Below are 26,407 nucleotides of genomic sequence, written 5' to 3'. Positions count from 1 at the left end.
CCTACTTCCCGGCCCCGGACCGATAGAGCGCGACAACACGCGGAACGATGGACAGTCGTTCCGCGATCTCCCCATCACTGTGACCCGCCGCCAGCAGATCGGCCAAGGCGCCATACCGTGCGGCGCCACCCCTCCCGGTGATGGGCCAGTCCACGGCATCGCCATTGGCGTGCAGCTCGATTCGCGCTTCGTCGGCCAGCGCGAGGGCGTCGATGCGGTCCAGTCCGGTCGCCGCGGCCGACAGCAGCACGCCGGCCTGCCGATGCCGTCCACGCCTGCGCAGCCACCGGCCGTAGGCCAGCTCGGTCTTCGCGCGAGCCAGCGGCCAGCGCGACAGATCGTGCCGTAATGCCTCCAGATACAGCTCTTCGGCGTCACCGGCGTCACCCGCCAGGACGGCGCGCGCGTAGCGCAGATGCACCTGCCGCATGGAGGCCACGCCCTCGGCCGAGCCCAAACCCACGACGATGGCTGCCGCGTCCTCGCGGTGCCCGCCCCGGACAGCGGCATCGGCGAAGAACATCAGCGCGGTGTACTGCTCACGCGGGTGATACGACCGGTCGTCCGGATCGAAGCAGCGGCGCAGTGCACCGTAGGCGTCCCGGGGCCGCCCGGCAGCGAGCCAGGCGATACCTCGCGCGACCTGCACACAGCAGAGCAAGTCGTTGACTTGCCTTCTGCTCGCCGACAATTCGGCGTCGGCGGCGATCTCCAGCGCGGTGTGCGCCCGGCCCCGGAGCGCCTCGTGGACCGCTTCACAGACACGCGTGCCGGCCTCCCAGATGGGCTGGCTGGTCCGGCGGGCGAGCTCGAGACCTTCCGCCGCGGCCTCTCCGGCGGCGTCGAGATCGCCGAGTACCAGGTTCACCATCACGGCCATGGACAGCACCTGCGACAGCAATCCGAAGCGTCCTTGCGTACGCAGAATGTTCGCGGATCTGCCCAGATAATCCTGGGCCGCGTCCTCGGCTCCGATCGCGTGCGCCGACATTCCCAGCAGCCACAGGCTCTGCCCGTCGGCGATCCGATCGGCGGGCCGCGCACGCAGGATGTCGAGAACCGTGGCCCCGCACCGGATCGGCTCGGCAACCGCGACCGCGGCGACCCGGCGCGGATCCTCCCAGCCGTCGATCAGCTCGGCGGTCCGCACCACCCGCGCCTTCGTACCGGGCTCCGTATCGGCCCACCAGCACCGGAGGGCGGCCGCCAGCAGGAGATTCAACGCCAGGTCCACCTCGCCCGCCGCGATCGAGCGTTCCGCCAGATCACACAGACCGGCGATGCGAAGACGATCACCGGGGACACCGTCGTGAAAGATCTCCCGCAACCACTCCATGCGGGCCACCGCCAGCTCCGACAGCTCGGTCTTCGCGGCCGCGTCCAGCAGCCGCGCCACGAGATCGGCCCTGCCCGCACCGAAAGCGTGCTGCGCCGCCGAGAGCAGACGTTCACCACGCCGGGCCGAGTTACTGGTCAGCTGCGCGGCCCGTTCCAAGCCGTCGATCGCGTCCAGCACCGCGCCGCGGGCCAACGCCACCGTGGCGTTCGCGGCCAGCCCGTCGGCGATCTCGTCGTCGGGGCCCATGATCGATTGCGCGCGATGCCATATCCGGCGATAGGGCTGCTCATCCAGCACGGCGGCCAGCGCCTCGTGTGCGGCCTGCCGCCGCCGCAGCCCCTCCGCCTGCACGATTCCCGAGCGAATCAGCGGATGACGAAAACGGACATACGGCCCTTCCCGGCACACCAGCCCGGCTTCCTCCGCCGGAACGAACGCCGACTCCGGCACCGGTGCTCGCTGCAATAGGGAAGCCGCGGAAACGATTTCGGCGGCCGCGCCCACCGAGTCGATCGCCGCCATCAGCAGCAGGTCCCGGGTCGGCGCGGGCAGATCGGCGACCCGGCCCGCGAAAGCGTGCTCGAGACGCTGCGACAAACTCGAGGTGCGCGACCCCGGCAGCCGGTCCGGCACCGCAGGCAATTCCAGCAGCGCCAGTGGATTCCCGAACGCCTCACTCCGAATCCGGAAATGATCCGCTTCGGCGAGATCGGGTGCGCGATCCCGCAGAATCACTGTCGCGGCGGCATCGTCCAGTCCGCCGACACACACCGTGGGGAGCGCTTCATCGAGCAGGGGCCCGTGATATCCGGAGCGCGCCGCGCCCACGATCACCACGCCGTCACCGACCCCGACCTGCTGTGCCAAATACGCCAGGATCTCCCGGGATTGGCGATCCAGCCACTGCACATCGTCCACCGTCACCAGCACGGGGCGCTCCGCGGCCATCGCGGCCAGCACCATCGCGGCCGCCGGGCAGATGGCGAAGGGATCCAAGGGAACCGGCTCGATCAAGCCGAGCGCTCCGAGCAGGGCGTCACGATACAACGGCGGCAACGCCGAGAATTCCGCCGACACCGGTCGCAGCATCTGATGCAGCCCCGCGAACGGAAACCCCGCCTCTGCCTCCACACCCACCACCGACAGCACTCGCCAGCCCTGGCCGGCGGCCCGCGCCCGCACCGCCTGCAGCAGTACCGACTTGCCGATACCGGGATCACCCTCCAACAGCAGTACGCCACCGTTCGACGCGCCCGGCTCCACCAGCGCGAACAGCTGCTCCAGCTCGCCATCCCGTCCAACCAGCACTCGCCGACGCTAGCCGCCCACATCGCGACCACGCTCGAGTCAACCGACTCAATCACACACCGGCCGTACCGATCGGCTTACGCCGGACGGCAAGGGAATTCGGACCGGCTACGCCCAGCCCGGGCTCGGGGCGGGTGAGGTGACGGTGGCCCAGCGTTCGGCGATGCGGCGGCCCTGGAAGCGCCACAGCACGAAGCCCTGGAAGCTGAGCGGCTGCCCGGTGGCGCGGTCGGTCCAGCGCCAGATGTTGCGGCACATCACCCGGTCGCCCTCGGCGAGCATCTCCACCACCGTGACGTGCAGGTCGGGCATGGCCTCGTACATGCCGAGCATCATCTTCTCGTCGCCGGTCAGGTCGGTGGGGCTGCCACCGGGACCATCGTGGTCGACGAAGTCGGGGGTCATATTGCGGTGGATGACAGCGGCATTGCGCCGGTTCACGAACTCCTCGAAATGGTCGGCGACGAACTGCTTCATGGATTCGAGGGAGAGGTCGGTGGGCATCTTCGCCTCCTCTGCGCGGCCGAGCGACCCTCTCCATGGTGCGCCCGGTCGCCCACGCGGCGTGAGGGATTGGGCAGCGCGGTGTCGGCGATTGGGCAGTGCCATGCCAGAAGAGATCGGTCGGTGCCACGCCGGAAGGCCGGGCCGCCTCAGAGATTCGCGGGGCGGACCACCATGACCGAAGAGGCGCGTTTGCCCGATTCCTGGAGCAGCGCGATGGCGTGCCCCTCGGGATCGACGGCGGCGTAGACGCCGGGCAGGCCGATCGGGTCCAGCCAGCGGCCGTTGCGCAGATCTTCGGCCTGGGCGGCGGTGATGTCGCGGACCGGGAAGGCGGTGCGCACGGCGGTGTCGATGTCCAGGCTCAGCAGCGGTTCGCCCGCCTCGGCGGCCACGGCCAGCTGGTCCAGGGTGCGGGCGTGCTCGAGGGTGAAGGGGCCGACGCGGGTGCGGCGCAGCGCGGTGAGATGGCCGCCGACACCGAGCTTTTCGCCGAGGTCGCGGGCCAGGGCCCGGATGTAGGTGCCGGAGGAGCACTCCACCTCGACATCCAGATCCACGAATCGGGTTGTGCCGGTGTCGATATCGCGGCGGGCAAGGACGTCGAAGCGGCTGACGGTGACGGGGCGCGCGGCCAGCTCCACCTCCTCACCGGCGCGGGCGCGCGCGTAGGCGCGTTCGCCGTTGACCTTGATGGCGCTGACGGTGGCGGGCACCTGCTGAATGTCGCCGGTCAATGTGGCGATGTGCGAGGCGATCTCGGCGTCGGTGAGATGCCCGGCCGCGGTGGTCGCGGTGACCTCGCCCTCGGCGTCGTCGGTCACGGTGGACTGCCCGAGCCGGATGGTGGCGGTGTACGCCTTGGTGGTCAGGATCAGCTGCCCCAGCAGTTTGGTGGCCCGTTCCACACCCAGCACCAGCACGCCGGTGGCCATCGGGTCGAGGGTGCCGGCGTGCCCGACCTTCTTGGTGCGCAACAGCCTTCGGCTCTTGGCGACCACGTCGTGGCTGGTCCAGCCGCCGTCCTTGTCGACGATCAGCAGGCCACCGAAGGCGTCGACCAGCGGCGGCAGCTTCTCACGCTTGGCCTGCACCGCGCCCATCAGGCCTCCACGATCGCGGTCAGGATGAGGCCGTCGCTGATCAGCCAGCGGCCGTCGAACGAGGTCAGCGGACTGCCGCCGTCGGTGACCGAGCCGGGGACGAGCAGCTCGGTGTGGAAGGTGCCCGCGCCGCCGCCCGCGGACTCCTCGTCCACGGTGAAGGTGATGTGTGCGTCCTCGAAGCCCAGCCACCGGCCGGTGAGCGGGAACCACGCCTTGTAGGTGGCCTCCTTGGCGCAGAACAGCAGCCGGTCCAGATGCAGATCGGTGCCGGGCAGAACGGTCCGCAGCCACTGCCGCTCGGGCGCCAGGCTCACCGAGTCCAGGACACCGTCCGGCAGCTGACCGTGCGGTTCGGCATCGATGCCGATGGACCGGAAGCGCAGTTTGTGGCCGAGCGCGGCAGCCCGGTAGCCGTCGCAGTGGGTGAGGCTGCCGACAATGCCGCGCGGGAACACCGGTTCACCGGTGCCGCCCTTGCCGATGGCGACGGCGGGCTCCCCCAGCTGGGCCAGCGCCTGCCGGGCGCAGTAGCGCGCGCCGATGAAGTCCCGGCGCCGCTTCTCGACCGCGCGGGCAATCAGGTGCTCCTCGCCGGGGTACGGTGTCAGGTCCTCCGGGTACGCCGTCAGTTCGGCCGCGGCGACCCCGTTGGGCAGAATCCTGCCGAGTATGCGCGCCGACTCCGTCGCCGCGACTGCCCGCTCCTCGATGACCCGCCTCCTGCTCGCTTCCGGCACTGCCGAATCGAGCCTACCGGGCAGGCGCGGGCGGCTCCGCCGGTCATCCGGGAGCGCTCTTCGCCGGACACCGCCGCGGGTCCGTTGCTAGGCTTTTGCCAGCTCATATCCAATCCGCAGTCCGCAACCATCGCGGCGCTCCCGGCGAGTCCGCGAGGCAGGAGGCGCGATATGACCGTCGAACCGTCGAAACGGACCGGCTCCGCGCCGGCCGGATTCATCGGGCCCACCCGCACCATGACCACCCTGCGCGTCAACGGCCACGACCACTACACGGTGCTCGAACCCCGCACCAGCCTGCTGGACGCACTGCGCGAGCATCTGCACCTGACCGGCACCAAGAAGGGCTGCGACCAGGGCGCCTGCGGCGCCTGCACGGTGTGGATCGACGATCGGCGGGTGCTGGCCTGCCTGACCCTGGCGCTGGCCGCCGAGGGCCGCGAAATCACCACCATCGAGGGCGTGGCCGACGGGGACCGGCTGCATCCGGTGCAGCGGGCTTTCCTGGCGGCCGACGGATTCCAGTGCGGCTACTGCACTCCCGGCCAGATCATGTCGGCCATCAAATGCATCGAGGAGGGCCACGCCGAATCCGAGGCCGAGATCGCGGAGTGGATGAGCGGCAATATCTGCCGGTGCGCGGCCTACCAGAACATCCGGGAGGCCGTCTGCCAGGGCCGGGACGCCCTGCGGCGCGAGGACGGTGAGCTGCCGTGAAACCCATCTCCTATGCCCGGCCGACCACCGTCGAACAGGCGGTGAGCACCGTGACCTCCAGGCCCGCAACGGTTTTCCTGGCGGGCGGCACCACACTGGTGGACCTGCTGCGCACCGGCGCGCTGGAACCGGACAATGTCGTGGACATCACCTGGCTGCCGCTGGGCGGAATTCAGCACACCGCCGACGGCGGGCTGCGCATCGGCGCGCTCGCCACCATGAGCGAGGTGGCGGCGGAATCCGGTGTGGCCGAACGCTATCCGTTCCTGTCGCAGGCGCTGCGCCAGGGCGCGTCGGCGCAGTTGCGGAACATGGCGACCATGGGCGGCAACCTCATGCAGAAGGTGCGGTGCTCGTATTTCCGGGATCCCGCCAGCGCCTGCGACAAGCGCGATCCCGGGTCGGGCTGCGATGCGATCGACGGGTTGCACCGGGGGCACGCGGTGCTCGGGACGGGGCAGAGGTGCTTCGCCACGCATCCCTCGGATGTGGCGGTCCCGTTGACGGCCCTGGAGGCGACGGTCACCGTGTGGGGTCCGCGCGGGGAACGCACGATCGCCTTCGACGACTTCTTCCTGCTGCCCGGCCGCACCCCGCAGCTGGAGCATCCGATCGCCCCCGACGAACTGATCACCCGCATCGATGTGCCCGCACTGCCGTTCGCCCGCAACTCGCACTATCTGAAGGTGCGCGACCGGGAGTCCTACGAGTTCGCGCTCGCCTCGGCGGCGGTCGCGCTGAGCGTCGCCGACGGCACGGTGCTGGATGTGCGGATCGGGCTGGGCGGTATCGCGACCAAGCCGTGGCGGGCCCGGATCGCCGAGCAGTTGCTGATCGGGGTGTCCGCGACCCGGGAGAACTTCGACAAGGCCGCGGCGACCGAAGTGCAGGGCGCGGACACCTCGCATCCCATGAACGCGTTCAAGGCGGAACTGGCGCGGCGGACGCTGGTGCGGGCGCTGGAAACGGTGTCACCACAGCCGCTTTCGGGAGCGACGCGATGACCGCCACCGCGGCCCGGCCGCTGATCGGGCAGGGATTCGATCGGGTCGACGGGCGCGCCAAGGTCACCGGGGCGGCGCAGTACACCGCCGAGGTGCCGCTGCCCGGGCTGGCGCACGCGGTGATCGTGGGCGCGCGGATCGGCAGCGGCACAGTGCTTTCCATCGACAGCGGGCCCGCGCTCGCGGCGGGCGCGTTCGCTGTGTACACGCACGAGAACCTGCCGAAGGTGGCGGCCATCCCGTCGCAGTGGCCGTCCGGCTTCGGCGGGCCCGCGCCCGGGCAGACCTTCTTCCCCTTGCAGGACACCACGATTCACTACTACGGCCAGCCGATCGCCGTGGTGGTCGCGGATACCTTCGAGTGCGCCCAGCACGCGGCCGAGCTCGTGACGGCCGACTACGACGCGCAGCAGCCGCTCATCCGGCTCGAGGACGGACGCCACGCGCAGTATCAGCCGAAGACGGTGTTCTGCGGTCTCGTCCCGGCCGTGCAGTCGCGCGGGGACTTCGAGGCGGCGGCCGACACCGCGGTCCACACCGTCGACGTCACTTACCATTTCGCCGCCAACCACCACAATCCCATCGAGTGCTCGGCCACCGCGGCGAGCTGGGACGGCGACACCGTCACCGTCTACGACGCCACCCAGGGCGTGAGCGCCACCCAGGCCACGGTGGCCGCGTACCTGGGCATCTCGCCCGCGAATGTGCGAGTGGTCGCGCACTTCGTGGGCGGCGGCTTCGGCGCCAAGGCCCTGATCTGGCCGCATGTCACGCTCGCGCCCATGCTCGCCCGGGAACTGGGCCGCCCGGTCAAGGTGGTGCTCACCCGCGAGCAGATGTTCTACGGCACCGGATTGCGGGAGGAACAGGAGCAGCGGGTCACGCTGACCTGCGACGGCCAGGGGACCTTCACCGGGTTGCGGCACCACAAGCTGTCCGTCACCTCACCGTTCGACGACTGGGCCGAGGTGTCGCTGGGCGTGGCCGGGCAGGCGTACGCGATTCCGCACTGGGACGGGCAGTATCGCCTCATTCGCGGCAACCTCATGTCGCCGACGTTCACGCGCGGGCCCGGCGAGGCCTCCGGCATGCTCGCCATGGAGTGCGCCGTCGACGAGCTGGCCGCCGACATCGGCATGGACCCGATGGCATTGCGGTTGCACAATCACGCCACCATCGACCCGGCGAGCGGGCATCCGTGGAGTTCCGACGGGTACGCCGAATGCGTGCGCACCGCCGCGGAACGCTTCGGCTGGTCCATCGAGATCGGGCGCGGTGCCGTGCGAGCCGACGGCCACTGGCTGCTGGGCTGGGGCATGGCCACCGCCGGATACCCGGTGTACGAGCCGGGACAGCCGCAGCGCGCCCATGCGCGGCTGCTCGCCGACGGGGCGCTGATCGTGCAGGCGGGCACCCAGGACTTCGGCACCGGCGTGGCCACCGCCATGGCGCAGGTCGCCGGGGACGCCCTGGGCGTCGAATTCGACCGCATCCGAATCGATATCGGCGACACCGACTACCCGAACATCGCGGCGGCCGTCGGATCGATGGGTGCGGGCATGATCAGCGCGGCCGTGCACACCGCGTGCACCGATCTGCGCAGGCAGTTGACAGCGCTCGCGATCGGCGATCCGGAGTCACCGCTGCACGGGCGGATCGCCCCGGAGATCGAGGCGCGCGGCGGGCGGCTGCGGGTGCGCTTCAATCCGGCTGTCGGCGAGACGTATTCGGCGCTGCTGGCCCGGCACCATCTCACCGACCTGGAGACCATCGGCACCTGGCACCCGCCGACCGGCGATCTGCCGTTCGGGCGCATCAGTTTCGGCGCGCAGTTCGCCGAGGTGGCGGTGGATCCGGAACTCGGGCTGGTCCGGGTGCGGCGCATGGTGGGGACCTTCGCGCCCGGGCGGGTGCTCAATGCCAAGCTGGCGCGCAGCCAGGTGCTGGGCGGCATGAACTGGGGGCTGTCGCAGGCGCTGCTGGAGGCGACGCTGCCGGATGCGCGCACCGGCGCGTGGGCCAATCCGTCACTGCTGGAATATCTGCTGCCCGTCAATGCCGACGCACCGGAGGTCGATATCTCCTTCGTGGAGGTCAACGACGCGGTCGTCAACCCGCTGGGTGTGAAGGGGCTCGGCGAGCTCGGCATGATCGGCGCGGCGGCCGCCATCGTGAACGCGATCGCGCACGCCACCGGTAAACGCATCCGCGAGTTCCCGGTGCGCATCGAACACCTGCTCTGAAAACCGGTGTCTCACCGGTGAATCGGGCCGCCCGGCGCGGCAAGCGGCCGGCCCGATTCACCGGGTGTCAGGCCAGGCCGCGGCGGCGTTCGGCGGCTTCCTTCATCTTCAGGGCGGCGGCCTGCATTTCGGGGGTGATCTTGAAGTGGCCGCCCCACTCGTTGAGGGTGTCGCCGTAGTCGGGGACGGGGAGGATCTGGCGCAGCAGTTTGTCGGGGAGGCCGCGGCGCTGCCATTCGCGGGGGTAGCCGAGGGAGACCTCTTCGAAGCGGACGCCGTCGTACCAGGTGGTGCGGGGGATGTGGAGGTGGCCGTAGACGGCGCAGACCACGTTGTAGCTGGTGTGCCAGTCGGAGGTGAGGTCGGTGCCGCACCACAGGGAGAACTCCGGGTACCACATCATGTCGACCGGCTTGCGCAGCAGCGGGAAGTGGTTGATCAGCACCAGCGGGGTGTCGGCGGGCAGGGCGTCGAGCCGGCGCTGGGTGTACTGGACGCGGGCGTGGCACCAGGCGTCGCGCGTCAGGTACGGCTCCGCCGAGAGCAGGAACTCGTCGGTGGCCACCACATTGCGGTCCTTGGCGATGGCCAGGCCCTCCGCCTTGGTCTTCGCGCCCTCCGGCAGCCAGGAGTAGTCGTAGAGCATGAACAGCGGGGCCAGGGTGACCGCGCCGCCGAACTCCTCCGCGCCCGCGCCCTCCCACACCGGGAACGGGTCCTCCGGTGTGACGACGTCCACATCGCGGCACAGCGAGACCAGGTAGTCGTAGCGGGCCGCGCCGTGCATCTGCACGGGATCCTTTGCGGTGGTCCACAATTCGTGATTGCCGGGCACCCAGATGACCTTGGCGAAGCGGCCCCGCAGAGTCTCCAGGGCCCAGCGGATGTCATCGGTCTTCTCGCCGACGTCACCGGCCAGGATGAGCCAGTCCTCGGGGGAATCCGCGCGGATCGCCTCGACCACCGGTTTGTTGCCCTGATGACCGACATGGATGTCGCTCACCGCCATCAACTTCGGAATCACCCAGCTCCGCCTCTCTGTTCGCGACCGGTCCTCGCAGCAACAGACCCGGCCCCCACCAGATTCCCATGCGGGGCCACAGCGGCTCTCAGCGCACCCAGCGAATCCGGGCGTTCGGGCCGAATCCAGCGGCGACGGTGAGAGTTCCGGTGGTATCGCGCCGGCAGGAAGCCACGGCCACGTGACAGGGCCGTGGGATCTCGGACGGGATCCGCACCCCGCCGTCGATCTCGTAGCGCATATTGGTGACCTTCCACCGGTGCGCCCGGGGATCCTCGGGATCCACCGGCGGGGCGTCGGGGCGGGCCACCACCATCACCTCGGTGATGCCGATCGGCCATTCGAAGACCAGCAGCCCGCGCTGTTCGGTCAGGCTGCGCACGGTGGGCATACCGCTGGGCCGGTCGCCGTCGGGCCCGCCACCCGCGGCATCCGGCTCGCCGCCCTGGGCCGTATCGCGGTCCGAATCCCCATCGGACCGGGCCATTTCGGAGGCCCGGCCGGAGACGGACGCCACCACCCCGTACACCGGCACCGGCCCGGTCGGCGCCCCGCCGTCCTCCAGCGCGGTGCCGCGGGTGCGGCCCACCACCCGCCACGACCCGTCGGCCACCAGCCGCGTGACCCGGTACTCCACCTGCGTGGTCCGCGACGGGAGCCAGGTGATCACCACCGTCCCGTCCGGCTTGCGGCTCACCGTCACCGTTCCCGGCGCGCCCACCTGTAATTCGGCCAGCGCCGCCAGCGCCTCGGCATGGTCGGCGCACACCTCGAGCACGGCCCGCACGGCCTGCATGCGCAGTCCCGGATCCGACGGCAGCGCCTCGAACAGCCGCCCCGCCTCCATCACCGCCGCCCGCGCCCGCCCGATCAGCAACTCCCGGCCGGCTCCCCGCGGATCGGGATTGGGCACATCCGCCGCCCGCCGATCCAGGAAATCCAGATGCTCGCCCAGCGCCTCCACGAACCGCCGCCCCGCACAACAGGAGACGGCCGCCCGCCAGTGCACGGCCGCCTCGGCCAGCACCCGCTCGACCTCTTCCCCCACCGCCCGCACCGACCGCGCCCCCAGACCGTCGTCCCCGACCCCGCGCCGCGCATCCGTGACGAATCCGGCCGCCTCCCTGGGCCGTCCCGCCCGCAACGAGGCCCGCGCCGCCCGCAACGCCGCCTCCCACGGCCGCCCCGCACCCGCCCCGGCCGCCTCGCCCGTATAGGGCGTCCGCTGCCACTGCGCCGCCTCCGGCGCCTCTCCACGACCTCGAACAGGTGCGCCACCGCCCGAATACCGTGGCCCGCCACCGGTTCCCGACGAGCCGCCCGCGCTTCCGGCAGCGGTCGCCGCATCGCGGTCCGGGCCGAAGCCACCCGCCGAGTCGCCGGTGTCGGAGGCGGCCGGACCCTTACCCCGAGGGTTGCTCGCGGGGTCGCGGCCGAATTCGCTTCCGGCGGCCGCGCCGGTCCGTGATGGGGCACCATTCCCCGTCGAGCGGGTCGAAGTCGTTGCGGCGGAGCTGGTCTGCGCGGGCCCACCGGAGCGGGGCGGGGCGGCGAGGTGTTCGCGGCCTTCGACGGTGGTGCCGAGTTCGTCGGTGAGGGTGATGAGGATGCGTTCGGCGGCGGCGCGGTCGAGGCCGGCCGCGATGGCGACGCCGAGGAGGTAATCGAAATCCGCTGCTACCAGGAGGTCTTCGACGAGTACGGCGGCGCGGACCTGAGGGCGGAGCTGGTCGGTGACCGTCTCGGTGATGGCGAGGAGGTAGGCATCGACCATCGCGCCGCCCGGCTCGAGGATGTCGCCGATATGGATGAGGAGTTCGTCGAGGACCACGCGGATCCGGCCGGGCGGGAGTTCGCGGGTGCGGGCGCGCAGGGCGCCGGCGCGCAGGCGGATCTCGTTGGTGTGGTGGGCCGCAGCGAATTCCATGCCGAGCAGGGCCAGCAGGGTGGGGACCGGATCGCCGGGAAGCAGGCGCTCGTATTCGGCGAGGAGCGCGCGGATCTGCCGGCGGCGTTCGGAACTCAGGGCGGGCGCGGCGGACGGCGATGGCGCTGCGGACGCCTCGTCGATGATGCGGTGTCGGCGTACCCGGGCGGCGATCTCGGCCACGGTCAGCCCGCCCATCCGGCCGATGTCCTCGAGGCCGGGGATCTTGGCTGCGGGAACGCCGCCGTGCCGCGCCACCAGCCGCTCGATGGCGGCGTCGAGCATCTCGTAGCGCTCAGCCTCCCGCCGGGCCCGCAACTGCGTCACGCGATCGGCCGCGACGAGCCGGGAACCGGTGTGCAGCAAGGGTTCCGAGAGTTCGGCGTGCGCGTCCACCAGCAGCCCGGCCAGCACCCGGTACTTGGGATGGTCGCGCAGCTTCTGCCAGAACGCCCAGACCGCCTCGACCCGCGCCGCCACCTCGGCGTCGCTCAGCCGCGCGGCCTCCGCGAGCGGAATGTCGTACAGCTCGAAGGCATCCGACTCACCGAGCCCGCCCCGGCGTTCGACGGCAGCGAGGACGCGCTTGCGGTAGTCATTGGAATCGAAGGCATGCATGGCTTGTCGTCGGACAGCGTATACCGGTCAGGAGTTGCGGCGGCGGGTGCGCTGCAACTGATCCAGTTCGCGCTCGACATCGGCCTGCGACAGGGTGGCCCCGGTCTGCACCGAAAGCGTCAGCGGCAGATCGGCATCCACATGGTAGGCGGTCACGTGCAGCACGCCGTCGAATCCCATCTCGAAGGTCACCCGGACTTCACTACCCTCCGGATACCCGGGTGGAATGTCCCGAATCCTGCCCTCCACCAACACCTTCGTGTCCTCGGGCCGGGTCGACGCCGCCTGCCCCTGCTGCTCCACGATGGTCAGCTCGATCTGGTCCTGGTCCGCGCGCACCGTCCCGTAGGACCGCCGCACGCGAATGGGCAGGGTCTGATTGCGATGCACCAGCCAGCTGGCCGCCAGCCCGTTGAACGGATCCAGCGCCAGCACCCCGAATCCGCGCGACACCACCGTGTCCACCTGGATCTCGATCATGCGGCGCACCAGGCTCACCGGCTGCCCGAACGAATCGGCCACCCGCGCCAGCGAGGCCTCCAGATCACCGGGATCCGCCTCGCGCAGCCCGGCGCCGTCGCGTAGTCGCCCACGGGTCACCAGGTCCGCGGCCACCAGCCGCTCCATCTCCAGCTTCTCGCCGTAGAGCGCGGCCCCGCGCGCCACCGACAGATCCGGATCGCGCAGCTCACCGGTCAGCCCGAATTCCTTGTGCAGCTGCTCGGCCACCATCGGCATCCGCGACGAGCCGCCCACCAGCAGCAGCCGATCCACCTGCCGGACCCCGCGCTGCCCGGCCGCGGCCAGCACCGCCTTGGTGAGATCCACCGTGCGCCGCATGAGCGAGGCGGTCATGGCCTCGAGCTCGTCACGGGTCAGCGGGATCACCGCCCGCGCGCCGTCGTGCGCGATCACCACCTCGGTGCTGTCGGCGGTGGTGAGCTCGCGTTTGGCCTGCTCGGCCGCCAGCACCAGCAGCTGCGAGCCGACCGAATCGTCCAGGGGGTCTTCGGCATCCGGATTGGCGGCGCAGAACCGCTGGGACAGGTGCAGCGCCAGCCGCTCGTCCCAGTCCGCGCCGCCGAGCTGATGATCGCCCTCCACGGCCAGCACCGAGATGCGCCGGTCGGCGAGTTCGATGACGGTGGCGTCGAAGGTGCCGCCCCCGAGGTCGTAGACCAGCACCGTTTCGCGCGCCGGCGACGCGCCGATCTCGATGCCGCCGTCCAGCCGCCCGAAACCGTAGGACAGCGCCGCCGCGATGGGCTCGGACAGCACGCCCGCCACCTCGAATCCGGCGTAGGTGCCGGCCTGGATGGTGGCCCGGCGCTCCTCGTCGCCGAAGTAGGCGGGCACCGTGATCACCACCCGCCGCACCGGTTCGCCGCCCGCGAATTCGGCATCGGCGGCAAGGCTTTTCAGAATGAGGGACGAGACCGCGGGCGCCGACCACAGCTGCCTGTGCGCGCCGAACCGCCACTCCGCGTCTCCCATGCGGCGTTTCACCAGCGTGCACACGTGATCGGGATCGAGGCGGGCCTGCCGGCGCGCGCCCTCCCCCACCACATGGTCGGTGGCGGAGGCGAACAAGACGACAGACGGGACAGTCGGTTCCCCATTGAGCCCGATCAGCACCTCCGGCCGGCCGTCTGCGTCAATTGTCGCAATTGCCGAATTCGTTGTGCCCAGATCGATTCCATAGACCCCCACGACGGCGATGGTAGCAGCCGGGACCGACTACCGGGTCTATCGTTCGAGCATGACCGATCCAGCCCCGGCGGCCACCCTCCCGGCCCTGCCCGCAGTGCCCGCCCCGACAGACCTACCGGCCACGACGTTCGACCGCATCACCGAGCGCATCGACGACCTGGCCCGCGTCATCGCCCGGCAGGCCGCCACCATCGAGCGACTGGCCGACGAGGCGAAACTGAAGATCCGCGACGAGCGCGCCGAAGCCGACGCTCCCCTGATCCGCGACCTGTTCGCCCTGCACGGCCTGGCCCAGACCTTCGCCTCCACCACCGATTCGGAGCCGGACCGCCAGGGCTTCGAGACCATGAGCCGCCGGGTCGAGCGCATGCTGGCCGAGCGGGGTGGTGAGCTGGTGACGCCGTTCCGGGGCACGGAATTCGATCCGGACACCATGGAGGCCGCCGAGCTCACCGACACCGACGATCCGGCCGCCGACCGGACCGTGGAGTCGGTCATCCAGCCGGGGCTGACGATAGGAGATCGGTCCATCCGGCCCGCGAAAGTCGTTGTGCGCCGGTATCGCAGGGCCTGACCGCCCCCCACCGCCCGAAACTGACACTTGTTCCAGTAAGCACAAGTGCTTAATCTCGGGCTCATGACCTATTCCGCCGCCACCGCGATCGTCACGGGTGCCGCCTCCGGCATGGGGAGAGCGCTCGTGACCCGGTTGCTGCAGCGCGGCGCGTGCGTCTATGCCGTCGACCGCGCGGTGGCGGGCCTGGACTCCCTGGCCGCGAGCAGCGCCGGCGACCTCATCACCATGGTCGCCGACGTCACCGACCGCGAGGCCCTCGCCGACGTGGTCGAGCGCGCTGTCGCCGAGCACGGGCGGCTCGACTTCATGTTCAACAATGCCGGCATCGTGGTCGGCGGCGATTTCGCCAAGATGACCGACATCGCCTGGAACCAGATCGTCGACGTCAACTTCTGGGGCGTCGTGCACGGCACCCAGCTCGCCTACGCGCGCATGCTCGACCAGGGCGGCGGGCACATCGTCAATACCGCCAGCAGCGCGGGCGTCCTGCCGGTGGCGCGATCGGTCGCGTACACCGCCACCAAGCACGCCGTGGTCGGCCTGAGCACCGCGCTGCGCGCCGAGGCCGCCGCACACGGCATCAAGGTCAGCGTGGTGCTGCCGGGTGTGGTCGACACCGGCATCTTCGACAGTGCCGTGAACCTGCCCGGCTACGACTATCGCGCCTCCATCGACAAGCTGCCCTTCGCCAAGGTGAAGCCGCTCGCCGCCGCCGACGCGATTCTCGACGGCGTCGCGAAGAACAAGCAGTACATCAGTTTTCCCGCCTACAACCGCCTCATCATCGGGCTCAACCGGCTCCTGCCCGACGTGATGGCGCCGATCATCAATCGCGGAGGACGCACATGAATCAGCACGGAGGACGCCCATGAAACAGCACTATCGCAGCATCGATGTCGGCGAGCCGATGACCCGATTCGCCCGGGGCTGGCACTGTCTCGGGCTGGCCGAGAGCTTCCGGGACGGAAAACCCCACTCGGTCAACGCCTTCGGCACCAAACTTGTGATCTGGTCCGACAGCAGGGGCGAGCTGCACGCCCTGGACGGGTACTGCCGGCACATGGGCGCGGACCTCGCCTACGGCAGCGTCAAGGACGACAATATCGCCTGCCCCTTCCACGATTGGCGCTGGCGCGGCGACGGTAAATGCGCCGCCATTCCCTATGCCCGCCGCGTTCCGCCATTGGCGCGCACCAGATCCTGGATCACCTGCGAGGAGAACGGGCAGTTCTTCGTGTGGAACGATCCCGAGGGCAATTCGCCGCCACCCGAGGTCGCCATCCCGCACATCGAGGGCATCGACACCGACGAGTGGAGCGACTGGGACTGGAACACCCTGCTCATCGAGGGTGCGCACTGCCGCGAAATCATCGACAACAACGTCGATATGGCGCACTTCTTCTACATCCACTACGCGTACCCGGTGTACTTCAAGAATGTGTTCGAAGGGCACGTCGCGACGCAGTTCCTGCACTCCAAGGGGCGGCCGGACGTGCACGCGAAGTCGAACTACTCGCAGGAGATGTCGCTGTTGCGTTCGGAGGCTTCGTATTACGGGCCGTCCTACATGATCAACACCCTGCACAACGATTTCGGCGACAACACCGTCGAGGTGGTGCTCATCAACTGCCACTACCCGGTGACGCACAATTCCTTCGTCCTGCAGTGGGGTGTGAGCGTGCAGCGCATCAAGGGCCTGCCGCCGGAGAAGTCGGAGAAGCTGGCCAAGGCGTTCGGCAAGAGCTTCGGCGTCGGATTCCTGCAGGACGTGGAGATCTGGAAACACAAGACCCGCATCGACAATCCGCTGCTGACGCAGGAGGACGGGCCGGTCTACCAGCATCGGCGGTGGTACGAGCAGTTCTATGTCGATGTCGCCGACGTGAAGCCGGAGATGACCGACCGGTTCGAATACGAGGTCGACACCACGCACGCCAACGAGAATTGGCAGGCCGAGGTCGCCGAGAACCTCGCAAGGCAGGCCGCCGCCCAGGCGAACGGCGCGGCCGACTAGCTCCGGGGGTGGCCGGGGCACTCCGCCTCGGCCGCCGATCCCGCTGCCGCCGAACGCATTTCTCCTAGGCGGCGCGGCGCGGCACCTCGGCCCCGACCCGCGCCCAGCGCCCGGACAGCGCCCGCCAGCTGACGGCGACCAAGCGCAGCAGCATGAAAGCGACCAGCCCGGTCCAGATTCCGCCGATCCCCCAGTCGTAGGCCAGCGACAGCCAGATCATCGGCAGGAACCCCAGCAGCGCCGACCCCAGCGTGGCATTGCGCAGGAACGCGGCATCGCCGGCGCCGAGCAGCACGCCGTCGAGCGCGAACACCACGCCCGCCACCGGGATCATGGCGACGAAGAACCACCACACCACGTGGGTGCGATCCAGCACCGACGGATCATCGGTGAACAAGCGCGGGATCACCGAGTATCCGGCCGCGAACACCGCCGCCAGCAGCACCGAGAAGACCGTGGACCAGCCGGTGATCCGCCGCGCCAGACCCTGTGCGCCGCGCGCGTTTCCGGCCCCGAGCGCCGCGCCCACCAGGGTCTGCGCCGCGATCGCCAGCGAATCCAGGGTCAGCGCAAGGAAATTCCAGATCTGCAGTACCAGCTGATGCGCCGCCACCGATGCCGCCCCGAACCGCGAAGCCACCGCCGCCGCCGACACGAACGACGCCTGGAACGCCAGGCTCCGCACGATCAGATCCCGCCCCAGCACCAGCTGCGCCTTCATGATCTCGAGATGCGGTGCGAGCGGCACCTTCGCCCGCCACAGCGCACTCACGAACAGCGCACCGGAAATCGACTGCCCCACCAGATTCGCGACCGCCGACCCCGCCAGCTCCATCCGCGGCGCCCCCAGCAGCCCGTGCACCAGCGTCGGGCACAGCACCCCCGAAACCACCAGCCCCGCAACCACATACATCAGCGGCCGCCGAGTCTGCTGCACCCCACGCATCCATCCGTTCCCCGCCATCGACAACAGGATCAGCGGCACCCCGAACAACGCGATCCGCACCCACGACTCCGCCGCCCGTGCGATGTCATCCCCACCCGCGATGGCCCGCGTGATCGGCCCCGCGAAGATCTGCACCACCAGCACGATCGCCAACCCCGCCCCCACCGCGATCCAGCTGGCCTGCACCCCCTCGACAACAGCCGCCCGCTCGTCCCCCGCCCCATGCCGCCGCGCAGCCCGGGCCGTCGTCCCATAACTCAAGAACGTCAACTGCGAACCGACCTGCGCCAGTAACAATCCCCCGACAGCCAGCCCGGCCAACGCCAAGGCCCCCAGCCGCCCCACCACGGCCATATCGAACAGCAGATAAATCGGCTCAGCGACCAGCACCCCCAGCGTCGGCACCGCGATCCCGAGAATCCGCCGCGGCCCGGCCGCCGCAGCCTCAGCGCCCCGCACCGCCGCCGCGTCCTCCGCCGACGCGACCACGAATGCCGGGTCCTCCCCGCCACCATCCACCACGCCGGCACTGCTCATCCGCCCACCATCCCACACCACCCCGACCCAGCCGCACCGCGCCGCCACCCCACCGTCGAACCCGCCGATCCGCCTGTCACCACCGCTTTTCCAGATCCCGCAAGCAGCGAGACCGTGCCGCCGGCCACCGATCGAAATCTATAGCCAAGCAAATATATGTCCGTGTCCGCATCCAACTCACCAGCGGCGTTCTCGCCGATCGGCTTCGGCTGAGTCAGCGGACCAGGTTCGCCACCAATTCCACGGCGACCCCGGACAACTCGCTCGGCCACCCCGGACAACTCGCACCTGCGAATTCCGCTCCGGCAGAAAGCTATTCGCGGTGCCCCTCCCCCGGCACGGTCGTATCGCCGCGCGTATTCCGGTCGCCTCGCGACGGCTCCTCGGGCAGGCTGGGCGGCATGGTGGATCTCGAGACAACAATCGCGGCGGTGACGGTCTATCCGGATCGGGCCCGAGTCACCCGGTCCGGCAAGGCGACACTGGACGCGGGCGAACATCGCATCCGCGTGTCACCGCTGCCGCTGGAACTGCTGCGCGACTCGATCCGCGTCGCGGGCCGGGGCGACGTGACGGTCCTGGGGGTGGACATCATCACCGAACGGCAGCCCGAGCCGGACGACGAACAGATCGCCGAGCTCACCTCACGCAGAAACGAACTGGATGCCGTGCTGGCCGAACTCGCCGACGCCGACCGCGCCGCCGACGCCCGCATCGAATTCCTGCAGCGCCTGGTCCGCAAGTCCGCCGGGCACCTGGCCAAGACGACCGACGAGCGGGTCATCGCCTTCGGCGACAGTCTCGAGGCGCAATACGGGGCCGTGCATGCCGGACGCCGCAACCGAGAACGCCTGCGGCAGAACCACATTCTGGACAAGCGGGCGATCGAGCGGCGGCTGGCGGACCTGGGCCGCAAGAACCGCCCCGACATCCGGGCCGCGGTCATCACCGTCGACGCCGCCCAACCGGCCACCGCCGAACTGGAACTGTCCTATGTGGTGCCCGGCGCGCGCTGGACCAGCACCTACGATCTGCGCCTCGACGACAGGGGCCTGAGCCTGCGCTGGTTCGGACTGGTGCGCCAGCAGACCGGCGAGGATTGGCCCGAATGCCGCCTCGAATTGTCGACCGCCCGCCCGGCGGTCGCCCTCGACGTGCCCGAACTGGACCCCTGGTACCTCAGCACCACGCCACCCGAGCCGAAACTCATGGCCAGGCGGCGCGCTTCCCGGACCGGGGACCCCGACGGCGCGAACCCCATGCTCGCCCCGGCCGCGCCCGCGCCCGCCGGTGCGCTCCCGCCACCGCCACCGCCGCCGCCCCCGGTCCGAGAAGCGGTCACGACCGTCGAGCACGGGGCCACCGCCGCGACGTACTCCCCGCAGCGCCCGGTCGCCATCGCCGCCGACGGCACCGAACACCGCACGCTGATCATCGCCCTCGACCTCGAGGCCGATCTGGATCACGTGACCGCGCCGATCCGAGCACCCGAGGCGATCCTGCGCGCCACCGCGCGCAACACCTCCGAGCACACCTTCCCCAAGGGCCGCGCGTCCCTGTTCAACGACACCGAATACGTCGGCGCCACCGATCTCGACCTCTGGGCCCCCGGCGAGGAACGCGAACTCGCCCTCGGCGTGGACGATCGCATCCGCGTCGAACGAGAACTGGTGCGCCGCAATGCCTCCAAGGCGCCCCTCGGCTCGGCCCGCCGCGTCGAAATGGAGTACACGATCACCGTCACCAACCACGGCGCCCGCCCCACCACCGTGACTGTCCTCGACCGCCTGCCGGTCGCCCGCGACGCCACTGTCACCGTCCGCGACACGGTCCTGAAACCGCCCCCGACCGAGCGCGACGACCTCGGCATCCTCACCTGGAAACGCGACCTCGAGCCGCAGGACCGGACGGTCATCACCCTCGGCTACCGAGTCGAAGCCCCCAAAGGCGTCACCATTTTCGGCCTGCCGGACTGACCCGGCCGATCACCCGGCGGCGTCATTGTCGTCCGGCCGGTGCCCGCGGTGGGCGGCGCGGTCGAAGATCCCGAGGATCTCGCACGGTTTACCCACGGCGCCGATGGCGTGCGGCATCATCGTGGGGAGTTCGGCCGCCTGGTCGGTCTCGACGCGGAAGCGGCGGTTGCCGAGCATGAGGATCGCGGTGCCGGACAGGACGACGAGCCATTCCCGGCCCGGGTGCGCGCGCATGCGAGCAGGGTTGTCCGGCGCGCCATGGGTATCGGTATGGGCCTGTCGATGACGCCGGCCACCGGGGCCATCACCGGTTCCCTGCCGCGCGAGCAGCAGGGCGTCGCCTCCGCGCTCAATGACGTCACCCGCGAGTTCGGCACCGCCCTCGGCGTCGCCCTGCTGGGCGCACTGCTGTCCGCCGGATACCGCGGCGCCATCGACGATCGCCTGCACAACATCTCCGGGCCGCTCGCCGACACCGCCCGCGAAGGCATCGCCAACGCCGTCGAAGTCGCGGGCAGCACCGGCACGCACGCACCGGACCTGATCCACGCCGCCCGGCAGTCCTTCGTCGACGGATGGCAGCAGGCCATGTGGGCGGGCGTCGCCGTCATGGGCGCGTTGTCCGCCTACATCACCCTGCGCGGCATCGGCGGGTCGACCACGGACCTCGGTGACGAATTGAACTGAGGGACACCGGGACCCGGGTCAGCCGAGTTCGCGGAGGAGGTTCGCCAGCAGGTCCGGGGCCTGGCCGGTGGTGGAATAGCCTGCGGCATAGCGGTGTCCGCCGCCGCCGAGGGCGGTGGCGACGCGGGCGACGTCCAGGCCGGGTGAGCCGTCGGCGGCGTCGTGTGAGCGCAGTGAGACCGTCCAGTGGTCCGGGTCGGTGCGGGATTCCTTGAAGACCGCGGCGACCTGGGCTTCGGCGGTGGTGCGGATGAGGTCGATGATGCTCTCGACCTCTTCGGAGCGGACGGCCCCGGTGTCCTCGCGGTGGACGACCGCATAGACCAGGCCCGCGCCGGCGGCGGCATCCGGAATCAGCTGGGCGGAGGCCAGCACTCGGGACAGCATGGGGAGCCAGGCGAAAGGATGGGTGTCCATCAGGGTGCGGGTGATGGCCGCGCCGTCGATGCCGGTGGCCAGGAGGCGTTCGGCCAGGGTGTGGGAGCCGGGGCGCACCCATTTGAAAGAGCCGGTGTCGGTGACCAATCCGGCGTAGAGGCAGTGCGCGATATCGCGATCGATGGGCTCGCCCCACGCCTCCAGGATGCGGGCGATGACGCCCGCGGTGGATTCGGCGGCCTCGTCCACCACATTGACCTGACCGAAGCGGGTATTGGACCGGTGGTGGTCGATGACCAAAGTCGTTGCGGCGCTGTCCAATCGGTCACGCAGCGAGCCGAGCCGTCCGGCACTGCCGCAGTCCACGGACACCAGGACATCGACCTCGCGCGGCACCTGGTCGGCGCGGACCAGCAACTCCGTGCCGGGCAGCGACCGCATGGACACCGGCAGTTCGGCCGGTTCGGCAAAGGAGACGACGACCGGGACCCCGCGCCGACGCAGCACCTGCGCCAGGGCCAGCCCGCTGCCGACCGTATCGGCATCGGGCTGGATGTGGCAGAGAATCGTCACCGATTTCGCGGCCTCGAGAACCTCGACGGCAGGGGTGACATCGACGGGGGTCACGGCGTGGTCAGGCTTCGTCGTCTTCCTCGTCCTCGTCCGACTTGTACGGGTCCGCCTCACCGGCGTAGTTCGCGCCGACCGCCACCTGCGCCACGCGCGCGTCGGAGGCGCGGGCCTTGGCCAGCAGCTCCTCCATCTCGCGGGCCGCGTCGGGCACGGTATCGAGCTTGAACGCCAGCGTCGGGGTGAACTTCACCCCGGTGCCCGCGCCGACCTTGGATCGCAGAATCCCGGCAGCCTTCGACAGGCCGGCGGCGGCTTCCGCAAAATCGGGTTCGGCGTCGATGGTTTCGCCCATGACGGTGTAGTAAATGGTCGCCTCGCGTAGATCACCGGTCACCTTGGCGTCGGTAATGGTGACGAACCGCAGTCGCGGATCCTTGATCTCGTATTCGATCGCCGTGGCGACGATGGACGAGATGCGCTTCGCGAGTCGGCGTGCTCGAGCCTGATCAGCCATGCCGAGCCCTCCTCACTTCTTCAGTCTTCGGGTCCGAAGACGCGACGGCGTACCGCCAGCAACTGTAACTCCGGACGATTGGCGACGTGCCGTTCACATTTGTCCAGCACCTCGGTCAGATGATTCATGCCGTAGCTGACCATTGCCACACCGAGCAATGCCCGGCGATACCGGTCATGATCTCCGCCCTCGGTGACACTCACCTCGAACCGCTTCAGGTCGGCGAGGATGGGGCGGATGACAGAGCGCTTCTCTTTCAGTGAATGCACATCACCGAGCAAGATATCGAACTCGAGCGCTCCGAAGAACATCTTTTCAGTCATATGAACGCGCCCCGGGGAATGCGCGCACGGTTACCCGGAAAGGGAAGGGGCACAACCCCGCCGGACCCGAAGGCCCGGCGGGATCGTGTACTGCTTCCTAGTCGCGCGGCTTCTCCCGCAGCTCGTAGGCCTCGATGATGTCGCCATCCTTGATGTCGTTGAAGCCCACGGTCATACCGCACTCGTAGCCTTCGCGAACCTCGGTGACGTCGTCCTTCTCGCGGCGCAGCGACTGGATGGTGGTCTCGGCGACCACCACGTTGTCGCGGATCAGGCGCGCCTTGGCGTTGCGCTTGACCGAGCCCGAGAGCACCCAGCAACCCGCGATATTGCCGAACTTGGAGGACCGGAAGATCTGGCGGATCTCCGCCCGACCCAGCTCATGCTCCTCGTAGATCGGCTTGAGCAGACCCTTGAGGGCCTTCTCGATCTCGTCGATCGCCTGGTAGATGACCGAGTAGTAGCGAATGTCCACGCCTTCGCGGTTCGCCAGCTCGGTCGCCTTGCCCTCGGCCCGGACGTTGAACCCGATGATGATCGCGTTCGACGCCGACGCCAGGTTGACGTTGGTCTCGGTGACGCCACCGACACCGCGGTCGATGACGCGCAGCCGCACCTCGTCGCCCACATCGATACCGAGCAGCGCCTCTTCGAGGGCCTCGACGGTACCGGAGTTGTCGCCCTTGAGGATCAGGTTCAGCTCCGAGGTCTCCTTCAGAGCGGCATCCAGATCTTCCAGGGAGATCCGCTTGCGGCTGCGCGCGGCCAGGGCGTTGCGCTTGCGAGCGTTGCGACGGTCGGCGATCTGACGCGCGATGCGGTCTTCCTCGACGACGAGCAGGTTGTCACCCGCGCCCGGCACCGAGGTGAAACCGATGACCTGGACGGGCCGCGACGGCAGCGCCGCCTCGACGTCGTCGCCGTGCTCGTCGACCATGCGGCGCACGCGACCGTAGGCGTCGCCCGCCACGATCGAGTCGCCGACGCGCAGCGTGCCGCGCTGGACGAGGACGGTGGCCACCGGGCCACGGCCGCGGTCGAGGTGGGCCTCGATGGCCACACCCTGCGCGTCCATGTCCGGGTTCGCCCGCAGGTCGAGGGCCGCGTCCGCGGTCAGGACGACCGCCTCGAGCAGCGACTCGATGTTGGTGCCCTGCTTCGCCGAGATGTCCACGAACATGGTCTCGCCACCGTATTCCTCGGCGACCAGACCGTATTCGGTCAGCTGCTGGCGAATCTTCTGCGGGTTCGCGCCTTCCTTGTCGATCTTGTTGACCGCCACCACGATCGGCACGTCCGCGGCCTGCGCGTGGTTGATGGCCTCCACCGTCTGCGGCATGACGCCGTCGTCGGCCGCGACCACGAGGATCGCGATGTCGGTGGCCTTCGCACCACGGGCACGCATGGCGGTGAACGCCTCGTGACCGGGGGTGTCGATGAAGGTGATGAGACGGTCGTCGCCGTTGACCTCGGCCAGCACCTGGTAGGCGCCGATGTGCTGGGTGATGCCGCCGGCCTCGCCCTCACGGACGTTGGCCTTACGGATGGTGTCCAGCAGTCGGGTCTTACCGTGGTCGACGTGACCCATGACGGTCACGACCGGCGGACGGACCTGCAGGTCTGCCTCGTCGCCGTCGTCCTCGCCGTAGGTGAGGTCGAAGTTGGCGAGCAGCTCGCGGTCCTCGTCCTCCGGAGAGACCACGTGCACGACGTAGTTCATCTCCGAACCCAGCAGCTCGAGGGTCTCCTCGTTCACCGACTGGGTAGCGGTGACCATCTCACCGAGGTTGAACAACGCCTGCACCAGCGAGGCCGGGTTGGCGCCGATCTTCTCGGCGAAGTCGGACAGCGACGCGCCACGGGCGAGGCGAACGATCTCGCCGTTGCCGCGCGGCAGCCGCACGCCACCGGCGATGGGCGCCTGCTGGTTCTCGTACTCGGCGCGCTTCGCCCGCTTCGACTTACGACCCTTGCGGGGAGCACCACCCGGACGTCCGAAGGCACCCGCGGCACCGCCGCGACCACCACCGGAACCGGGACGGCCACCGCCGCCACCACCACCGGGACGACCGCGGAAACCACCGGGAGCACCACCGGTACCGGCACCGGCACCTGCACCCTGACCGCCACCGGGAGCGCCGCCGCCGCGGTAGCCACCGCCGCCGCCACCGGGACGACCGCCACCGGCGCCGCCGGGACCACCCGGACGCGCCGGACGGCCTGCGCCACCCGGACCGGCCGGGCGCTGAGCGCGCGCGGGCATGGCACCCGGGTTGGGCCGAGGCGGCATCGAGCCGGGGCTGGGACGCGGGCCACCCGGACGGGGACCACCCTGTCCGGCCGCGGCCGGACGCGGACCACCCTGACCCGGGCCGGGGCGCGGACCGCTCTGACCGGGACCCGGACGCGGGCCACCCTGGCCCGGACCCGGACGGGGACCGCCCTGCGGACCGGGACGCGGGCCACCCTGGGCCGGACCCGGACGGGGACCGCCCTGGTGCTGACCCGGACGCGCGCCGCCCTGCTGCTGCTGGCCCGGACGGGGAGCCGGACGCGGCGCCGGACGCTCCGGAGCCGAGGAGAACGGGTTGTTACCGACCCGCGGCGCCTTCGGACCCGGCTTGGGTCCGGCCGGACGCGGGGTGCCCGGCTGGGCCGGGGCGCTGCCCTGCTGAGCCGGACGCGGGGCCGGGGCACCCGGACGCGGCGCGTTCGGACGCGGGGCCTGCGGGGCCGGAGCGGACGGGGTAGCCGACGCGGAAGCCGCTGCGGGAGCAACGTTTTCGCGAGCAGCGGGCTTCGGGCCCGGGGCTGCCGGACGGGCAGCCGGAGCCTCGACCGACTCGGCGCGGGCAGCCGGAGCCACCTGCGGAGCCGGAGCCGGAGCCTGCGGCGCGGGGGCCGGAGCCTGCGGCGCCGGGCGGGGGCCCGGACGGGGACCGGCACCGGGGGTGGCCGGCTTGGCGGCCGGACGCGGGGCGCCGTCACCACTGGGCTTGGGGGTCGCCGACTTGGCGGTCCCATTGGACGGGGTGCTCTTTGGTGCGAGCGACTCCCGCAGTCGGCGCGCGACGGGTGCTTCCACCGTCGAGCTCGCCGACTTCACGAACTCGCCCTGCTCCTTGAGCCGCGCGAGTAGTTCTTTGCTCGTGACACCGAGTTCTTTAGCCAACTCGTGCACGCGGGCCTTGCCTGCCACTGCTCTCCTCACTCAGAGGTCGAGCGCAGCAGCCCGTTTCACGACGGGACGCCCGCACGACCTCGACTAATTTCGAAGGCCGATCATTTCTGGGACTTCACGGTTTGCTCATGAGTGCTCGTGCCTGTTCTCTACGTAATGCTCCAGGGCTGAGATATCCAGATGTCCGGACACTCGTAGTGCTCTGCCGAATGCTCGGCGCCGAACTGCTTGGCTCAGACAAGCCGAAGAGGGGTGCAACCAGGCACCCCTTCCGGGAAGTCTGTGCCGCGGATCCGGAATGACCACAACGTCCTGCCCGGAGGCAGACCCTTGCGCCACGACCCGCATCAGATCGGCGGCCAGCTCGCGTCTGCGACATCCGATGCAGGTCCGGACGGGTGCCGATCTTGCTGACACCCGCTCGGCGCGCAGAGAAGCCGAAGACTCGCGCTGAGCCTGCGTCCACT

At 70.0% G+C, this 26,407-nt stretch carries 22 protein-coding genes; 8 read left to right on the top strand and 14 right to left on the bottom strand.

What is annotated here, in order from left to right; genetic code table 11:
- Window position 1 precedes the first annotated feature (1 nt).
- The 4 genes from ACFXHE_RS15915 to npt form a co-directional block, all read right to left on the bottom strand.
- Window positions 2–2,647: an AAA family ATPase gene (locus tag ACFXHE_RS15915; protein WP_379383624.1), complete on the bottom strand. Its 2,646-nt coding sequence runs from the start codon at window positions 2,645–2,647 to the stop codon at window positions 2–4.
- 108 nt (window positions 2,648–2,755) lie between these two features.
- The gene (locus tag ACFXHE_RS15910; protein WP_379383622.1) at window positions 2,756–3,151 is read right to left on the bottom strand and encodes an ester cyclase; all 396 of its coding nucleotides are present in this window, start codon (window positions 3,149–3,151) and stop codon (window positions 2,756–2,758) included.
- A gap of 149 nt (window positions 3,152–3,300) precedes the next feature.
- The gene (gene truB, locus ACFXHE_RS15905; protein WP_379383620.1) at window positions 3,301–4,254 is read right to left on the bottom strand and encodes a tRNA pseudouridine(55) synthase TruB; all 954 of its coding nucleotides are present in this window, start codon (window positions 4,252–4,254) and stop codon (window positions 3,301–3,303) included.
- Window positions 4,254–4,928 (bottom strand): 4'-phosphopantetheinyl transferase Npt, encoded by a 675-nt coding sequence (gene npt / locus ACFXHE_RS15900; RefSeq protein ID WP_379384166.1) that lies wholly within the window; start codon window positions 4,926–4,928, stop codon window positions 4,254–4,256. Before npt ends, truB begins: the two co-directional genes overlap by 1 nt.
- A gap of 237 nt (window positions 4,929–5,165) precedes the next feature.
- On the opposite strand from npt, the gene ACFXHE_RS15895 reads away from it, so the two are divergent.
- From ACFXHE_RS15895 to ACFXHE_RS15885, 3 genes are read left to right on the top strand one after another with little or no spacing between them, the layout of a single operon-like run.
- Window positions 5,166–5,711, top strand: coding sequence for a (2Fe-2S)-binding protein (locus ACFXHE_RS15895; RefSeq protein WP_379383618.1), 546 nt, complete (start codon window positions 5,166–5,168; stop codon window positions 5,709–5,711).
- Complete coding sequence (locus ACFXHE_RS15890; RefSeq protein ID WP_379383616.1) at window positions 5,708–6,715, top strand: FAD binding domain-containing protein; 1,008 nt, start codon at window positions 5,708–5,710, stop codon at window positions 6,713–6,715. The genes ACFXHE_RS15895 and ACFXHE_RS15890 overlap by 4 nt, the downstream gene beginning before the upstream one ends.
- A complete protein-coding gene (locus tag ACFXHE_RS15885) occupies window positions 6,712–8,958 on the top strand; it encodes a xanthine dehydrogenase family protein molybdopterin-binding subunit (RefSeq protein ID WP_379383614.1) in 2,247 nt (748 codons plus the stop codon). The genes ACFXHE_RS15890 and ACFXHE_RS15885 overlap by 4 nt, the downstream gene beginning before the upstream one ends.
- Window positions 8,959–9,025: 67 nt before the next feature.
- On the opposite strand, the gene ACFXHE_RS15880 is transcribed toward ACFXHE_RS15885, so the two are convergent.
- The 3 genes from ACFXHE_RS15880 to ACFXHE_RS15870 form a co-directional block, all read right to left on the bottom strand.
- Window positions 9,026–9,982 carry a metallophosphoesterase gene (locus ACFXHE_RS15880; RefSeq protein ID WP_354839205.1) on the bottom strand — a complete coding sequence of 319 codons (957 nt, stop codon included), beginning with the start codon at window positions 9,980–9,982 and terminating at the stop codon, window positions 9,026–9,028.
- A gap of 85 nt (window positions 9,983–10,067) precedes the next feature.
- Entirely contained in the window at window positions 10,068–12,524 is a 2,457-nt protein-coding gene (locus tag ACFXHE_RS15875) for an Ig-like domain repeat protein (RefSeq protein ID WP_379383612.1), read from the bottom strand.
- Window positions 12,525–12,551: 27 nt separating this feature from the next.
- Entirely contained in the window at window positions 12,552–14,234 is a 1,683-nt protein-coding gene (locus ACFXHE_RS15870) for an Hsp70 family protein (protein ID WP_379383610.1), read from the bottom strand.
- A gap of 49 nt (window positions 14,235–14,283) precedes the next feature.
- Here ACFXHE_RS15870 and ACFXHE_RS15865 point away from each other — a divergent pair, with 49 nt between their 5' ends.
- The 3 genes from ACFXHE_RS15865 (at window position 14,284) to ACFXHE_RS15855 (ending at window position 16,825) form a co-directional block, all read left to right on the top strand.
- Window positions 14,284–14,808 (top strand): nucleotide exchange factor GrpE, encoded by a 525-nt coding sequence (locus ACFXHE_RS15865; protein WP_379383608.1) that lies wholly within the window; start codon window positions 14,284–14,286, stop codon window positions 14,806–14,808.
- Between the two features lie 63 nt (window positions 14,809–14,871).
- Window positions 14,872–15,660 carry an SDR family NAD(P)-dependent oxidoreductase gene (locus tag ACFXHE_RS15860; RefSeq protein WP_379383606.1) on the top strand — a complete coding sequence of 263 codons (789 nt, stop codon included), beginning with the start codon at window positions 14,872–14,874 and terminating at the stop codon, window positions 15,658–15,660.
- Between the two features lie 19 nt (window positions 15,661–15,679).
- Window positions 15,680–16,825 carry a Rieske 2Fe-2S domain-containing protein gene (locus ACFXHE_RS15855; RefSeq protein WP_379383604.1) on the top strand — a complete coding sequence of 382 codons (1,146 nt, stop codon included), beginning with the start codon at window positions 15,680–15,682 and terminating at the stop codon, window positions 16,823–16,825.
- A gap of 64 nt (window positions 16,826–16,889) precedes the next feature.
- On the opposite strand, the gene ACFXHE_RS15850 is transcribed toward ACFXHE_RS15855, so the two are convergent.
- Complete coding sequence (locus tag ACFXHE_RS15850; RefSeq protein ID WP_379383602.1) at window positions 16,890–18,308, bottom strand: MATE family efflux transporter; 1,419 nt, start codon at window positions 18,306–18,308, stop codon at window positions 16,890–16,892.
- A gap of 401 nt (window positions 18,309–18,709) precedes the next feature.
- Here ACFXHE_RS15850 and ACFXHE_RS15845 point away from each other — a divergent pair, with 401 nt between their 5' ends.
- Window positions 18,710–20,284, top strand: a complete 1,575-nt coding sequence (locus ACFXHE_RS15845; RefSeq protein WP_379383600.1) for a mucoidy inhibitor MuiA family protein — start codon at window positions 18,710–18,712, stop codon at window positions 20,282–20,284.
- 9 nt (window positions 20,285–20,293) lie between these two features.
- Here the strand turns inward: ACFXHE_RS15845 and ACFXHE_RS15840 are convergent, their stop codons facing one another.
- Complete coding sequence (locus ACFXHE_RS15840) at window positions 20,294–20,518, bottom strand: cupin domain-containing protein (protein WP_379383598.1); 225 nt, start codon at window positions 20,516–20,518, stop codon at window positions 20,294–20,296.
- A 24-nt stretch (window positions 20,519–20,542) separates the two neighbouring features.
- On the opposite strand from ACFXHE_RS15840, the gene ACFXHE_RS15835 reads away from it, so the two are divergent.
- Entirely contained in the window at window positions 20,543–20,971 is a 429-nt protein-coding gene (locus ACFXHE_RS15835) for a hypothetical protein (protein WP_379383596.1), read from the top strand.
- Window positions 20,972–20,989: 18 nt separating this feature from the next.
- Here the strand turns inward: ACFXHE_RS15835 and ACFXHE_RS15830 are convergent, their stop codons facing one another.
- From ACFXHE_RS15830 to ACFXHE_RS15810, 5 genes are all read right to left on the bottom strand, one after another.
- Complete coding sequence (locus tag ACFXHE_RS15830; protein WP_379383594.1) at window positions 20,990–21,976, bottom strand: bifunctional oligoribonuclease/PAP phosphatase NrnA; 987 nt, start codon at window positions 21,974–21,976, stop codon at window positions 20,990–20,992.
- A gap of 7 nt (window positions 21,977–21,983) precedes the next feature.
- A complete protein-coding gene (gene rbfA, locus ACFXHE_RS15825) occupies window positions 21,984–22,436 on the bottom strand; it encodes a 30S ribosome-binding factor RbfA (RefSeq protein WP_379383592.1) in 453 nt (150 codons plus the stop codon).
- 20 nt (window positions 22,437–22,456) lie between these two features.
- Window positions 22,457–22,747 (bottom strand): DUF503 domain-containing protein, encoded by a 291-nt coding sequence (locus ACFXHE_RS15820; RefSeq protein WP_040859602.1) that lies wholly within the window; start codon window positions 22,745–22,747, stop codon window positions 22,457–22,459.
- 109 nt (window positions 22,748–22,856) lie between these two features.
- Entirely contained in the window at window positions 22,857–25,958 is a 3,102-nt protein-coding gene (gene infB, locus ACFXHE_RS15815; RefSeq protein WP_379383590.1) for a translation initiation factor IF-2, read from the bottom strand.
- A gap of 108 nt (window positions 25,959–26,066) precedes the next feature.
- Window positions 26,067–26,372: a YlxR family protein gene (locus tag ACFXHE_RS15810; RefSeq protein WP_354839708.1), complete on the bottom strand. Its 306-nt coding sequence runs from the start codon at window positions 26,370–26,372 to the stop codon at window positions 26,067–26,069.
- Window positions 26,373–26,407 lie beyond the last annotated feature (35 nt).

The organism is Nocardia sp. NPDC059229, assembly GCF_042754165.1.
In the GTDB taxonomy this organism is placed as follows: domain Bacteria; phylum Actinomycetota; class Actinomycetes; order Mycobacteriales; family Mycobacteriaceae; genus Nocardia.
The sequence above is the reverse complement of the archived record's forward strand: the minus strand, read 5'-3'. Positions and strand labels throughout refer to the sequence as shown.